The 13,727-nt window shown below is 73.9% G+C and carries 9 protein-coding genes; 4 read left to right on the forward strand and 5 right to left on the reverse strand.

The window, feature by feature from the left end:
• Positions 1-109 precede the first annotated feature (109 nt).
• On the reverse strand, positions 110-463 hold the full coding sequence (locus ACFZDA_RS26040) for a hypothetical protein (protein WP_391085981.1): 354 nt from the start codon (positions 461-463) through the stop codon (positions 110-112).
• A 244-nt stretch (positions 464-707) separates the two neighbouring features.
• Between ACFZDA_RS26040 and ACFZDA_RS26045 the strand changes: the two genes are divergently transcribed.
• The gene (locus tag ACFZDA_RS26045) at positions 708-1,604 is read left to right on the forward strand and encodes a hypothetical protein (protein WP_391085983.1); all 897 of its coding nucleotides are present in this window, start codon (positions 708-710) and stop codon (positions 1,602-1,604) included.
• On the opposite strand, the gene ACFZDA_RS26050 is transcribed toward ACFZDA_RS26045, so the two are convergent.
• Positions 1,601-5,413, reverse strand: coding sequence for a WD40 repeat domain-containing protein (locus ACFZDA_RS26050; RefSeq protein WP_391085985.1), 3,813 nt, complete (start codon positions 5,411-5,413; stop codon positions 1,601-1,603). The genes ACFZDA_RS26045 and ACFZDA_RS26050 overlap by 4 nt on opposite strands.
• A gap of 404 nt (positions 5,414-5,817) precedes the next feature.
• Here ACFZDA_RS26050 and ACFZDA_RS26055 point away from each other — a divergent pair, with 404 nt between their 5' ends.
• Positions 5,818-7,257 (forward strand): hypothetical protein, encoded by a 1,440-nt coding sequence (locus ACFZDA_RS26055; protein ID WP_391085987.1) that lies wholly within the window; start codon positions 5,818-5,820, stop codon positions 7,255-7,257.
• Positions 7,258-7,278: 21 nt separating this feature from the next.
• Here the strand turns inward: ACFZDA_RS26055 and ACFZDA_RS26060 are convergent, their stop codons facing one another.
• The 3 genes from ACFZDA_RS26060 to ACFZDA_RS26070 form a co-directional block, all read right to left on the reverse strand.
• Complete coding sequence (locus ACFZDA_RS26060) at positions 7,279-7,983, reverse strand: response regulator (protein ID WP_391085989.1); 705 nt, start codon at positions 7,981-7,983, stop codon at positions 7,279-7,281.
• The gene (locus tag ACFZDA_RS26065) at positions 7,980-9,236 is read right to left on the reverse strand and encodes a histidine kinase (protein ID WP_391085991.1); all 1,257 of its coding nucleotides are present in this window, start codon (positions 9,234-9,236) and stop codon (positions 7,980-7,982) included. The genes ACFZDA_RS26060 and ACFZDA_RS26065 overlap by 4 nt, the downstream gene beginning before the upstream one ends.
• A 105-nt stretch (positions 9,237-9,341) precedes the next feature.
• Complete coding sequence (locus ACFZDA_RS26070) at positions 9,342-11,549, reverse strand: MMPL family transporter (RefSeq protein ID WP_391085993.1); 2,208 nt, start codon at positions 11,547-11,549, stop codon at positions 9,342-9,344.
• 350 nt (positions 11,550-11,899) lie between these two features.
• Here ACFZDA_RS26070 and ACFZDA_RS26075 point away from each other — a divergent pair, with 350 nt between their 5' ends.
• Together ACFZDA_RS26075 and ACFZDA_RS26080 are read left to right on the forward strand one after the other, a co-directional pair.
• Positions 11,900-12,103 (forward strand): cold-shock protein, encoded by a 204-nt coding sequence (locus ACFZDA_RS26075; RefSeq protein ID WP_010032345.1) that lies wholly within the window; start codon positions 11,900-11,902, stop codon positions 12,101-12,103.
• Positions 12,104-12,260: 157 nt separating this feature from the next.
• Positions 12,261-13,694, forward strand: a complete 1,434-nt coding sequence (locus ACFZDA_RS26080) for a DEAD/DEAH box helicase (protein ID WP_391085996.1) — start codon at positions 12,261-12,263, stop codon at positions 13,692-13,694.
• Positions 13,695-13,727 lie beyond the last annotated feature (33 nt).

The raw sequence follows: 13,727 nt of genomic DNA on the forward strand, positions 1-13,727 counted from the left end.
GCCAATAATTCACTTATGGAATGTGGAAATCCTGGGACCGGTGTGCCACGGGAGGCGAAAGGGCCCGCCCCGGATTCGGAACGGGCCCCTTCGGGTCAGCGGAGCCGGCTCAGTCGAGCACGATGCACGTCGTGGGCACCCAGCCCTTGGTGCCCCGGTAGTTGATGTAGTCGAACTGGTCGCTGCCCTGACCGCACTTGCTGTCGTACCACTTGGCCTTCTCGTTCTTGAGGCTGCAAGCGTTCTTCCCCTTCGGGAAGAGTCCGAGGGCGGTTCCCGAAATGCTCTTCGTCTTGCGGATCTTGACGCTCTCCCGCGCCTTCACCTTTTCTCCGCGCGAGCAGGCGGCACTCACGGACACATCGCCCGAAGGAGCGGTCGGCGCGGCCAGCGCGGGAGTTGAGGAGAAGGCGAGACCCGCCAGCGCCACGACACCCAGTGCGCCCATTACCTTCTTACGCATGACACCCCGTTCTATGGAATTGCTTCGCGGTCGAATCCAACCTATCAGCCCGGCAGTGACACACCGTCGAATGGCGAATGGGTGACGGAAAGGGCTTGTGCCGGTTCCGTGAAAGGGACGCAGATCGGGCGGGCGTCCCGATCCGGGTTTGTTCGGGCCGCGGAACGGGTGGCCGAACAACCGCCCGCCGGATGGACTGGGGCCTGCGGTACCGGTTGGTCGCGGCACGGAGAGGGGTCGTCGGATGGGCGGGAGCAGGGGCGTGGTCGTGGTGGTCGCCGGGATGGTGCTGGCCGTCGGAGGATGCGGGGGCGCGGCGGACGAGGCGAAGGAGGCGGACGGTTCGGCCGGAAAGGGGACGGTGTCGCCGACGCCGGTGCGGTCGCCGTCCGGGGAATTGGTGAAATGGGTCGGCGGCCTGTGCGAGTCGACGGTCGCGCTCAAGAACCTGCGGGCGAAGAGCGCCGCCGACGTGAAGGAGATCCGGGGCGCGGACGAGGGGGATCTCGTCGCCCGGGCCGGCGCCATCGGATATCTCTCCTCGACCCCGTCGGCGGTCGACAGGGTGCGAAGCGGCCTGGAGGAACTCGGCTCGTCGGGGTTTCCGGCGGCCGACCGGCTGCTCGGCGTCTTGCGGAAGAAGGTGAACGGTGTCGCGAAGGAACTCGACGGCGTGTCACCGGCCATGGCCGTCGACGACGCGGCGAGCAGTGCCGAGGACGTCGACGAGCTCGTCCAGTCCCTCACCCCGCCGAAACCCGACCTGCCCACACTGGCCGCGGAGGATCCCCGGCTCGGGGCCGCGTTCGAGCGGGCCGAGCAGTGCGCCCCGGGCCGGCAGCCCGCCGGCCAGGAGACGCCCGCTCCCACCGGCCCCCTGCCGAAGGCGGCGGACGGCAGGAACTACCGGGCCTGCGCGGACGGTGCGTGCGAGGTGCTGGTGACGTCCACCGCGGACATCACGGCGCGCGGCACGCGCGTGCACGTCTCCGTGGCGGACGACTACGTCACCTTCCAGTCGGGTGGCACCCTGATGCAGCTCGGCGGCGCGGGAGGCGAGGCTGGTTTCGGCGACGCCCTGAAGGCGACCGTCGTGGCGCACGACAAGGACGGGGCCGTACTGAAGTTCGCCCTGCCCTAACGTTCTCGGCAGCCCTCCCGGTAGCCGAGCCGGGGCAGGTGCTCGCGCCCGTCGGACCGGGTCAGGATGCCGCCGGTGTGGGCGCAGACGTACCGTGCCGCGCGGTCCGCGTCCAGCGTCCACACCCGTGCCGTGAGGTCGTAGCCGGCGGAGACGAGGGTGTCGCCGCGCGGGCTGAACGCGACGGTCGTGACGGTGTCGAGGTGGCCGGTGAGTTCCTGGCCGGCCGGTTCGGCCCGGGCCGGGTCGGACACGTCCCACAGGCGGACCGTGTGGTCGCCGCTGCCGGTCGCCAGCGTCCTGCCGTCCGGGGCGAAGGACAGGGCCCGGACCGCGGCGCGGTGTCCGGTCAGCTCCTTTCCCCACAGGCGTGCGCGGTCGCCGCGTTCGACGTCCCGCACGTCCCACAGCCGCACCGTGCGGTCGTCGCTGCCGGTTGCCAGGGTGTGGCCGTCGGGGGCGAAGGCCACCGCCTCGACCGACTCGTCGTGGCCGGTGAGAGCGGCGCCCGCGGGCCGTGCCCGTGCCCCGCCGCCGTCCACGTGCCACAGGCGGGCCGTGGCGTCCTCCGCGCCGCTGGCCAGGAGGCGGCCGTTCGGGGTGAAGGCCACGGAGGTGACGGTGTCCGTGTGGCCGCGCAGGCGGGCGCCGAGCGGCCGTGGGCGGTCCGGTCGCCGTACGTCCCACAGCCGGACCGTGTCGTCCGCGCCGCCCGTGGCCAGGGTGTGGCCGTCCGGCGCGAAGGCGACGGCGTGGACTTCCCCGTCGTGGGCGCGCAGGGGCGCGCCGAGCGGGGCGGGGCGGTCGGGCGTGGAGACGTCCCACAGGCGTACGGTGCCGTCCGCCGAGCCGCTGACCGCCGTACGGCCCTCCGGCGCGAACGCGACGGCCAGCACCCGGTCCTCGTGGACGAGCGGACGCGGCAGCCGGCGCGGACGGTCCGGGCGGCGTACGTCCCACAGGCGGACCAGCCCGTCGTCGGTGCTGGCGGCGGCGAGCAGGCGGCCGTCGGGGCTGTGGGCGACGGCGGTCACCGGGTTGGTGAAGTCGGTGAGGACGGTCGGCGGCCGGTGCCAGAGCAGGACGCCGCCGTCGGCGCCGGTGCTGGCCAGCGTGCGGCCGTCGGGGCTGAAGGCCACCTCCCACACCGGCTCCGTGTGCCCGGTCAGCGGCTCCCCGAGCCGCTGCGGATAGGCCGGGTTGGCCACGTTCCACAGCAGCGGCGCGTCGTCCTCCCCGGCGCTCGCCAGGGTGTCCCCGTCGGGGCTGAACGCGACCGACAGGACGGGCGCGGTGTGCCCGGTGAGCGGTTCGCCCAGGGACGTGAGCCGGCCCGCGCCGGACACCTCCCACAGCCGGACGGTCTCGTCGAAGCCGGCGGTGGCCAGCGTGCGGCCGTCGGGCGAGAAGGCCAGGGTCCAGACCGGCTCGGTGTGGGCGCGCAGGGGCTTGCCCAGGGGCGCGAGCCCGTCGCTGCCGCCGTACCGCCACATCCGGACGGTGCGGTCGTAGCCCGCCGTCGCCAGGGTGTTCCCGTCCGGGGCGAAGGCGACCGCGCGGACGCTGCGGTCCGGCGAGTCGTCGGCCGCGGCGGGTTTGCCGAGCGGGGCGGGGCGGGCCGGATCGGCCAGGTCCCACAGGCGTACGGTGCCGTCGTCGCCGGCGGTGGCCAGCGTGCGGCCGCCGGGGGCGAAGGCGGCGGAGACGATGTTCTCCCCGCCGTGGCTCACCAGGGGGCGGCCGAGGGCGCGGGGGTGCTCCCGGTCGCGCGTGTCCCACAGGCGGATGACGCCGCCCTCGCCGGTGGCCGCCAGCAGGTCGCGGCCCGCCGGGGCGAAGGCGACCGCGCCGACCCGGTCCGTCCCGAGTCGCAGCGGTCGGCCCAGCACCCTGCTGCCGCCGGTGTCCCACAGCCGGACCGTGCCGTCGTGGCCGCCGCCGGCCAGGGTGCGGCCGTCGGGGGCGTACGCCACGGAGCTGCCGGCCCCGTCGAGGCCGGGCAGGCGCGTGGCCAGGACCCGGCCCGCGTCCGAGGCCAGCCGGGTCCGCAGGTCCGTGGTGGCGCGCATGCGGTACGCGGCCACGTCGAGCCGGGCGGCCAGCCCGGCGTCGGTGTCACGGGCCCGGTCGGCCTCGGCGGTGAGACCGCCGAACACGGCGTCGTCCCGTTCGGCCTGCGCGGTGGCGCGGGCCTGGAGGGCGACGACGGCGGTGCCGGTGGCGAGCAGGGCGAGCGCGGCGAGGACGGCGACGACCGTGCGGCGCAGGAGCGCGGCACGCTGCCGGCGGCGGAGCGAGGCGGTGAGGAACCGCCTCTCCAGCGGGGTCAGTTCGTCACCGCCGGGCGTGGCGCCGGCCGCCGGGAAGGCGTCGCGGGCGGCGGACAGCCGGGAACCGGCGTAGAGCGCGGCGTTCTCCTGGCCGAGGTCCTGCCAGGTGCGGGCCGCCTCGGACAGCGCGCGGTGGACGCGCAGCCGGTCGCGTTCGGTGTCGATCCAGGCACGCAGCCGGGGCCAGGCGGTGATGAGCGCCTCGTGGGCGAGGTCGGCGGTGCCGTCGTCGAAGGTGATGAGGCGGGCCCGGGCCAGCCGTTCCAGGACCATCCGGGTGCCGGCGGGGTCGCCGAAGTCCAGCTCCGCGTGGTCGGCGGGGCGGCGGGTGTCGGCGGTCCCGTCGCCGGGCGCGACCAGGCGCAGCAGGATCCGTCGCGCCAATTCCCCCTGCTCCGCGGTCAGTTCTCCGTACGCCTGCTCGGCCGTCCGTACGACGGCGCCGTGCAGTTGGCCGGCCGCCTCGTACGCCGCCTCGGTCAGGGTACGGCCGCTGCGGTGGCGCCAGGTCTCCAGCAGGGCGTGGGACATCAGCGGCAGTCCGCCGGGGGCGCCCTCGACCTCGTCCAGGAGCCGGTCGGTCAGGGCGCGTTCGACGATCAGTCCGGCCGCGGCGGCCGGGCGGACGATGGCCTCCCGCAGCTCCGCCCGGCTCATCGGCCCGGCGAGCAGCGTGGCGTCCTGCAACGCGGCGGTGAGACCGGGGTGCTCGGCGCACCGGCCGAGGAAGTCGGCCCGCACGGCGATGACGACGCGCAGCCCGCTGTCGGCGGCGGTGGCGGCGACGAGCCGGTCGATGAACGCGTCGCGGTCGGCCGGGTCGGCGCCGAGGGTGTACAGCTCCTCGAACTGGTCGACGATCAGCCAGGTGTCGGCGTCGGTGCCGGGCACGGGTGCCAGCCGCTCGGCGTGCGTGCGCAGCGGGTCCGCGCCGGGGGTGAGGATCCGTACGGCCGCCGGCGGCGCGTCACTGTCGTCGGCGGCCCGCAGCCGGGGGATCAGGCCCGCCCGCAGCAGCGACGACTTGCCGCTGCCGGAGGGGCCGAAGACGGCGGTGAAGCGGTGCTTGCGGTTCAGCTCGGTGAGCCGCTCCACGAGCTGGTCGCGGCCGAAGAACAGCCCGGCGTCGCCCGGTTCGAACCGGGTCAGGCCGCGGTAGGGCGGCCGGGCCGTGTCGTCGGCGGCGGTCTCGGCGGCCAGTTCGGCCGACGCCTCGCGCCAGCGCCGCTCCCACTCGGCGAGGTCGCCGCCGCACGCCTTGACGTAGGCGAGCGTCACCGCGCGGGTGGGCAACTGCTTGCCCGCCGCCGCCTGCGACAGCGTGGTCACCCCGTACCGCGCGTGCCGGGCCATCTCCCGGTAGGTGGGCCTGCCCGCGGACTCGCGCAGCGCGCGCAGCCCGGCCGCGAACCGCTGCACCGGCCCGCCCTGCGGATCCAGCTCGCCCTCGGCGCGGCCCGGCGCTGATGGTCCCGGCACGTGCCCGCCCCCCTCACCTCGTACGCCCTCCCCCGACTTTCGGCCGTATCGGCGGCCGGGACACGGGCGTTCACCCCATCCTCACCCTTCCTCCAGGCCGCACGGCCCGGTGCGCGCCTCCGGATTGTTCGGTGCCGGGAGGGGGCCAGCCGAACAACCGCGTACGGCGGTCGAATGGCCGGGACGTGGCCGGGACGGGTCATAGGGCGGCGGTCCGAACCCTGCGAGGGGAGGGCTCGGGCCGCCCCGCCCTCCCGGACGCGTCCGCACCCACCCGCGACAGGCTGGAGGAGAGCCATGCACGGACGACGTCACACCCGGCACCTCACGGCCGGACGGCCAGGGGGTGTCCGACGGTCCCGGTACGCAGCCCGGCCGTGCCGGGCCCCGGGGGTGATCCCCGCATGACGTACCCGGCGTACGAACCCGGCCCGCCCCTGCCGCCGGAGCCCTCCGGGCCGCCACGGCCCGCGGCGCCCGCCGACCCGTGGGCGGTGGCCCTCGGCAACGCCACACTGCTCGGCGTCGGCTACCTGCTGCTGCGGCGGTGGCGACCGGCCGCGACCGCCGTGCTCGGCACGGCCGTGCTCCTGGACCTCACCGCCTCCACCGCCCGGAGCCGGTACGAGATCCTGCTGCTGCTGTGGTGGGCGGCGGGCATCGTCCACGGCTGGTTCCTGGCGCGCCGCCGCCCGGAGCGGGCCGTACGACGCGGGCAGCGCGCCGGGACGCTCGCCGTCGCGCTCGTGGTGGTGCTGACCGCCGTACTGCTGCGCGCCGACGCGTACGGCATCGAGGACCGGGTGACCGAGGCCCGCGAGGGCGGCGACTGCGAGGCGGCCGTGGCCGCGCAGGGCGAGGTGGGGTGGGGCCACCGGCTGGCGGGCGCGCCGGTGGTGGAACCCGGCGACGCGGTGGTGGAGGCGTGCCACCGGCTGGACGGGGCGGCGGCCACCCTGGCCCGCGCCGCGCGCAGGGGCAGCACGGAGGACCTCGGGCGGGGCTTCGGCACGCTCGCCGGTGTCCTGGACGAGCCCGGCAACGAGCGGACCGTCAGGACGGTCCTGGACGCCTTCCTCGACGGCCTGCCCACCGACGACTCCTGCGACACCGCCGCCCTCACCGCCTGGCTCCGGGATCGCGGCCCCACCCACGACGTCCTGGACCGCTCCGCCGGACCGGCGGCACGCACGGAACCCGCCGCCCTGGTGGGCTGCGGCGACCACCTGATGACCGAGGACGCCTGGCAGCAGGCGCGGACCCACTACCAGCGGCTCCTCGACACCTACCCCGACGACACCCGCGCCGGGAAGGCCCGCGACGGGGTCCGCGAGGCCACCCTCGCCATCGAACTGGACCACGTGCGCGGCCTGGTCGACAACACCCACGGCGCCGACTCCGGCTACTGCTCCAAGCCCGCCAGGTACAGCGGAGCCCCGCTCTACCGCAAGGGCACCCACCGTGCCCTGTTCCTCGGCGACTCCGAGTACACCGACAAGCTCCCCGGCTCCTGGCGCACCGGCGACCCGGCCAAGGCCGCGCTCGTGGTCTGCGCGGGCGCGGCGGAGAACGGGGCCGCCGTGCAGACCTGCTCCTACGAGAACGACAGGTCGAAGTACCTGCCCCACCAAGTCACCTTCTACAAGGTCAAGATCCCCCTGAAGGTTTACGAACTGCGCACCGGCAAGCGCCTCGACCCGCGCTCGGTCCAGATCGGCGGCGGCAGCTGCCCGAGCGTGCTGCGCTACGAGTACTACATGTACGACCTCGGCCCGGGCGACCAGTTCGTCTCGACGTCCAAGTCCGGGGTACGGGAGGCGTTCCGGCCGGTCGTCCGACGGTGACCGGCCGGTCACCCGGGGCCGTTACCGTGGACGCCCCATGGACATAGGCGGGGGCGGCGGCACCGCCCGTACCAGGCCCGTCTGGTAGGCGATGACGACCAGTTGCGCACGGTCGCGGGCGTTCAGCTTGGTCATGGCGCGGTGGATGTGCGTGCGGACGGTCAGCGGGCTGAGTGTGAGGTCCTCGGCGATCTCGGTGTTGGACCTGCCCTCGGCGGCCAGCGCCATCACCTCGCGTTCGCGGACCGTGAGGTCGGTGAGGCGCTCCGGCGGCGCCAGGTGGCTGTCGGGGGCGGGGGCCAGGAGGAAGCGGGTGATGAGGGAGCGGGTGGCGGCGGGTGACAGGAGCGCCTCGCCGGAGGCCACCGTGCGCAGCCCGGCCAGCAGGGTGTCGGCGGTGACGTCCTTGCCGAGGAAGCCGCTGGCACCGGCCCGCAGCGCCTGGGCGACGTAGTCCTCGGTCTCGAAGGTGGTCAGGATGAGGACGCGGGTGGCGGACAGGTCCGGGTCGGCGCAGAGCGTGGCGGTGGCGGTGAGGCCGTCGGTGCCGGGCATGCGGATGTCCATGAGGACGATGTCGGGGTGGTGGGCGCGGGTCAGCTCCACCGCCTCCGCGCCGTCGGAGGCCTCGGCGACCACCTCCATGTCCGCGCAGGAGTCGATGAGGATCCGGAAGGTGGCCCGCAGCAGGGCCTGGTCGTCGGCGAGCAGCACCCTGATGGTCATGGCGTGGTTCCTTCGGCGGGGAGGGGGGCGGGTTGCAGCGGGAGGGCCGTGGTGACCTCGAAGCCGCCCTGGGGGCGGGGGCCGGCGCACAGTTCGCCGCCGACGGAGTGGGCGCGTTCGCGCATGCCGATGACGCCGAAGCCGCGGCTGCCCTGGGGGGCCTCGGCCGCCGGCTTGCCGGTGCCGTCGTCGGTGACCGTGATCAGCAGGCGGGAACCGGTGTAGGCGAGGCGTACGTGGGCGGCCTCGGCGGTGGCGTGCTTGGTGACGTTGGTGAGTGCCTCCTGCACGATCCGGAACGCGGTCAGGTCGACGCCGGGCGAGAGCGGCCGCGGTTCCCCCTGCGTGGTGACGGTGACCTCCAGGCCCGCCGACTCGCACGCCGCGACCAGCTCGGGCAGGCGGGCCAGGCCGGGGGCCGGTTCCAGCGCCGTGGAGCCGGGGCCGGTGTCGTCCTCGGAGTCGCTGTGCCGCAGCAGGCCCAGGGCCGCCTTCAGCTCCCGCAGCGCGGAGGAGGTGGTGCCGGTCAGGTCGGTGAGGATCTTCCGGGTCTGCTCGGGGTTGCTGAGCGCGAGGTGCGCGGCCGTGCCGGCCTGGGCGTTGGCCAGGGCCATGTGGTGGGCGACGACGTCGTGGAGCTCGCGGGCGATGCGCATCCGTTCCTCGGTGACCCGCAGCCGGGCCTCCTCCTCGCGGGTGCGCTCGGCGTGTTCGGCCCGGGCCTGCACCGACCGGAGGTAGGCACGGCGCAGCTGGGTCATCTTGCCGGCGGCCAGCGGCAGCATCAGCCAGAAGATCGGGCCGATCGTCCTGAGCAGCAGCGAGATGTGGTTCATGGAGGCGGAGAACACGGCCGCGAGCGTCACCGCGACCAGGGTGGTGAGGCCGTAGCCGCGGGTGGTCTTCCGGTCGGTGAGCGTGGCCAGCCAATACAGCGCCGCCATGACCGGGGCCAGCAGCAGCGGCGTGACCAGATAGCCGAGCGCGATCGCGGCCACCGTGCAGCCCCCGGCGACGACGACGGCGGTGCGCGGGTGGGTGCGGTGCTTGAGCAGGACGAGGCAGGCGACGCCCGTGAGGACGGTGGCGGTCCTGTCCTGGTCCGGCGGCTCGGTGCCGGGCAGGGTGAGCGAGCCGCCGAGGGCCGCGCAGCCCATCAGCGCCAGGACCATCACCAGATCGACGAGGAAGGCGTGGCGCGCCGAGAACTCCTCCAGGCGATCCGCGTAGCGCCGCTCCAGGGTGATACTCATCGGACTCTCCGGGGGTGGGCTGGGGACCATGGTGGTCGACGCCGGGCGGGAACGCCCGACGGGCCGCCCGTGTCCTTCGCCACGGGCGGCCCTGGTGTGGGGGTGTCAGGTGCGCGCCGGTTCCAGGTCCGGCACGGGGTCCGGGGCCGGTTCCCGCTCCGGCCGGCTCAGCGCCTCGCCCTCCACGTCGACGCGGGGCAGCGCCCGGTCCAGCCACTTGGGCAGCCACCAGGCCTTGTCGCCGAGCAGGGCGAGGACGGCCGGCACGATCGCCATCCGGACGACGAAGGCGTCGAACAGGACGGCGGAGGCGAGCCCGAACCCGATCATCTTGATCATGGAGTCGCTCTCGCCGATGAACCCGGCGAAGACCGCGATCATGATCAGGGCCGCCGCCACGACCACCCGGGCGCTGTGCCGGAAGCCGGACGTGACCGCCTGCGCGGGCGACTCGCCGTGGACGTACGCCTCCCGCATCCGCGAGACGAGGAACACCTCGTAGTCCATCGCGAGGCCGAAGACGATGCCCACCAGGAAGATCGGCATCAGGCTCATGATCGGGCCGGTCTGCTCCACTCCGAAGAGCTGCGCGCCGTGGCCCCGCTGGAACACCACGACGACCGCGCCGAGGGAGGCCAGCACCGACAGCAGGAAGCCGAGGGCCGCCTTGAGCGGGACGAACAGGGACCGGAAGACCACCAGCAGCAGCACGATCGCCAGTCCGACGACCACGGTCAGATACGGGACCAGCGCGGCCTGCACCTTCCCGGCGATGTCGATGTTCATCGCGGTGGTGCCGGTGACCTCGTAGCTCGCGCCGGTGGCGGACTCGATGCCGGGCCGCTCGCCGCGGATGGCCGTCACCAGGTCCTCGGTCTTCTCGTCGGTCGGCGCGGTGGACGGCACGACGGAGAAGACGGCGGTGTCACCGGCATCGTTGAAGCGGGCCGGGGAGACGGACACGACGCCCTTCGTGGCGCCGATCTCCCGGGCGATCTCGCCCGCGGCGCCCTTGGCGTCGGCGGCGCCCCTGCCGTCCACGACGACGGTCAACGGCCCGTTGAAGCCCGGCCCGAAGCCCTCGGCGAGCGCGTCGTAGGCGCGGCGTTCGGTCGTGGACGTCGGCTTGGCCTCGTCGCCGGGCATGCCCAGCTGGAGGCCGGTCGCGGGCAGTGCGAGGGCGCCGAGACCGACGACGCCGAGGAGCAGCACGGGTATGGGACGGCGCAGCACGAACCGGGCCCAGCGGCTGCCCCCGTTGGCGTCGCCGCTCTCCTCGATCCGGCCGCTCCTGCGGGCCCGCCGGGTGAGCACGGCGTTCGGCCAGAAGCCGAGGAAGGCCGGGACGAGCGTCAGCGCGATCAGTACGGCGACGACGACCGCGCCGGCGGCGGCCAGGCCCATCTTGGTGAGCATCGGGATGCCGACCACGGCGAGCCCGGCCAGCGCGATGACGACGGTGAGCCCCGCGAACACGACCGCGGACCCGGCCGTGCCGGCGGCGAGTCCGGCGGCCTCCTGCGGCGCCCGGCCCTTGGCGCGTTCCTCCCGGTAGCGGGAGACGACGAACAGGGCGTAGTCGATGCCGACGGCGAGGCCCAGCATCATCGCCAGGGTGCCGGTGGTGGTGGACAGGCCGAAGGCCTGGGACAGGGCGAGGATCGTGGCCATGCTGACGCCGACGCCGACGAGGGCGGTCAGCAGCGGCAGTCCGGCGGCGGCCAGGGAGCCGAAGGTGACCAGCAGCACGACCGCGGCGATCGAGACACCGATCACCTCGGCCGTGCCGCCCGGCCCGGCGTTGTCGGCCAGCGCGCTGCCGCCCGCCTCGACGGTCAGCCCGGAGTCCCGGGCCTCGTCGAGGGCGCGTTCCAGGTGGGTGCGGTCGGCGTCGGTGAGGTCGTCCGCCCCGACCTTGTAGGTGACGGTCGCGAAAGCGGTCGAGCCGTCCTTGCTGATCGTCTTCGCCTGGAACGGGTCGACGGCGCTCGCGACCTGCGTGCCGTCGCCGAGACCGGTCACGGCCTGCTCGATGGCCCGCTTGTTCTGGGCGGCGGTCACTTTCCCGCCGCCGGGCGCGATGAACACGACCCGGGCACTCGCCCCGTCGGCCGTGGCCCCGGGGAAGCGCTGCTCCATCAGGTCGAACGCCTTCTGGGACTCGATGCCGGGCATCGAGAAGCCCTCGTCGGCGGCCCCCGGCGCCTTGAGCGCGCCGAGCCCGACAGCGGCCAGGACGGCCGCCCAGACCAGGGCGACGTACCAACGTCGCCGGAAGGCCAGTCGGCCCACTCGATACAGGAAAGTAGCCACGGCAGCGGGTCTCCACATCTGGGTGTCGATCGTCTGCCAAGGCTCTCCGCAGGCGGGCCGTCCCGTCGTCGTGCGGCTGCCGACAATCCCGGCTACTGAGAACGCAGTACGAGCGGGCCGCCCGTACACCTCGGGTACGAGATTCCCGGGCCATCCGGCGCGGCCTGTGCTACCGTCGTTGTTGTTGCAGTTTTGGTTCCCAGAGACTTCGAGTGCTCTATCGACCTTTGTCGACGAGCACTCTTTTTAGTTTCCGAGGATTTTCGGATCTCTCCGAGGGTGATCATTTCAGCGACTCCGAGTCCGTAAAGTGCGGGTCTCGGGTTTGTCCCCCAAAGGGAGATTTCAGCATGGCATCTGGCACTGTGAAGTGGTTCAATGCGGAAAAGGGCTTCGGCTTCATCGAGCAGGAGGGTGGCGGTCCTGACGTGTTCGCCCACTACTCGAACATCGCCACCTCCGGCTTCCGCGAGCTTCAGGAAGGCCAGAAGGTTACCTTCGACGTCACGCAGGGCCAGAAGGGCCCGCAGGCCGAGAACATCGTGCCCGCCTGACGCTGACGCGTCCGTCGTGACCGGGGCCCGCACCGTGAGGTGCGGGCCCCAGCCTCGTTCTCATCCAACACCCGGCTCAGTGTTGCGAATCCTGGTGCGGCCCGTTCCGGCTGCCGGGAATTCCCCGATACGTGTGCCGCATCGAGGAAGGATCCCCTTGGATCGCACCGCTCGCAAGAACAACGGCTCGCCCCACTCCCGTAAGGCGGCGGGCCGCGGCGTCTCCGCCCGTACGGCCGGTGCGGGCCGCGGCGCCCCCCGGCGCCGTACCGCGCCCGGCGGGGAGTTCGCGCCCCCGGCCACCCTCACCCCGGCACTGCCCGCCGTCGACGACTTCGCCGGACTCGCCCTGCCCGAGCGGCTGCTCGCCGCGCTGCGCGTCGAGGGCATGACCGTGCCGTTCCCGATCCAGGCGGCGACGCTGCCCAACTCCCTGGCCGGGCGGGACGTGCTGGGCCGCGGGCGCACCGGGTCGGGCAAGACGCTCGCCTTCGGGCTCGCCGTACTGGCCCGCATCGACGGGCAGCGGGCCGAGCCCCGGCAGCCGCTGGCCCTCGTCCTCACCCCCACCAGGGAACTGGCCCAGCAGGTCACCGACGCGCTCACCCCTTATGCCCAGGCGTTGCGGCTGCGGCTCACCACCGTCGTCGGCGGTATGTCGATCGGCCGCCAGGCGAGCGCGCTGCGCGGCGGGGCCGAGGTCGTCGTCGCGACGCCCGGCCGGCTCAAGGACCTCATAGACCGCGGCGACTGCCGGCTGGACCGCGTCACCGTCACGGTGCTGGACGAGGCCGACCAGATGACCGACATGGGCTTCATGCCGCAGGTGACCGCGCTGCTCGACCAGGTGCAGCCCGGGGGCCAGCGGCTGCTGTTCTCGGCCACGCTGGACCGCAACGTCGACCGCCTGGTCCGCACCTACCTCCACGATCCCGTGGTCCACTCGGTCGATCCGTCCGCCGGCGCGGTCACCACGATGGAGCACCACCTGCTGCACGTGGAGGACGACGACAAGCACGCGACCACGACGGAGATCGCCGCCCGCGACGGCCGCGTGATCATGTTCCTGGACACCAAGCACGCCGCCGACCGGCTCGCCAAGAAGCTGCTGGCCGTCGGGGTGCGCGCCTCCGCCCTGCACGGCGGGAAGTCCCAGTCGCAGCGCACCCGTACCCTGGCCCGGTTCAAGGACGGCGAGGTCACGGTGCTGGTGGCGACCAACGTCGCGGCCCGCGGCATCCACGTCGACAACCTCGACCTGGTCGTCAACGTGGACCCGCCCGCCGACCACAAGGACTATCTGCACCGCGGCGGCCGGACCGCCCGGGCCGGCGAGTCGGGCACCGTCGTCACACTGGTCCTGCCCCACCAGCGCCGTGAGACGGCCCGCCTGATGGCCGACGCCGGGATCACCCCGCGCGTCACCCGGGTCCGCTCGGGCGCGGCCGAACTGACCCGCATCACCGGCGCCCAGGCCCCCTCGGGCGTCCCCGTCGTCCTCACCCCGCCGCCCTCCGAGAACGGCCCCACGCGCCCGGGCCCGGCCTCACGCGCCCGCCGCGGCAGGCCCTCCCGGGGGCGCCGCCGCTGAATCGCTCCGCGGAGGGCTCCCGGGTGAGGGGAG

The sequence above is a fragment of the Streptomyces sp. NPDC007991 genome, from assembly GCF_042958445.1.
Taxonomy (GTDB): domain Bacteria; phylum Actinomycetota; class Actinomycetes; order Streptomycetales; family Streptomycetaceae; genus Streptomyces.

Bases quoted from the DNA above. Each gene is read 5' to 3' on its own strand.
- ACFZDA_RS26060 (WP_391085989.1), bottom strand. From the start codon at position 7,983: ATGACCATCAGGGTGCTGCTCGCCGACGACCAGGCCCTGCTGCGGGCC.
- ACFZDA_RS26040 (WP_391085981.1), bottom strand. From the start codon at position 463: ATGCGTAAGAAGGTAATGGGCGCACTGGGTGTCGTGGCGCTGGCGGGT.
- ACFZDA_RS26065 (WP_391085991.1), bottom strand. From the start codon at position 9,236: ATGAGTATCACCCTGGAGCGGCGCTACGCGGATCGCCTGGAGGAGTTC.
- ACFZDA_RS26075 (WP_010032345.1), top strand. From the start codon at position 11,900: ATGGCATCTGGCACTGTGAAGTGGTTCAATGCGGAAAAGGGCTTCGGC.
- ACFZDA_RS26055 (WP_391085987.1), top strand. From the start codon at position 5,818: ATGACGTACCCGGCGTACGAACCCGGCCCGCCCCTGCCGCCGGAGCCC.
- ACFZDA_RS26045 (WP_391085983.1), top strand. From the start codon at position 708: ATGGGCGGGAGCAGGGGCGTGGTCGTGGTGGTCGCCGGGATGGTGCTG.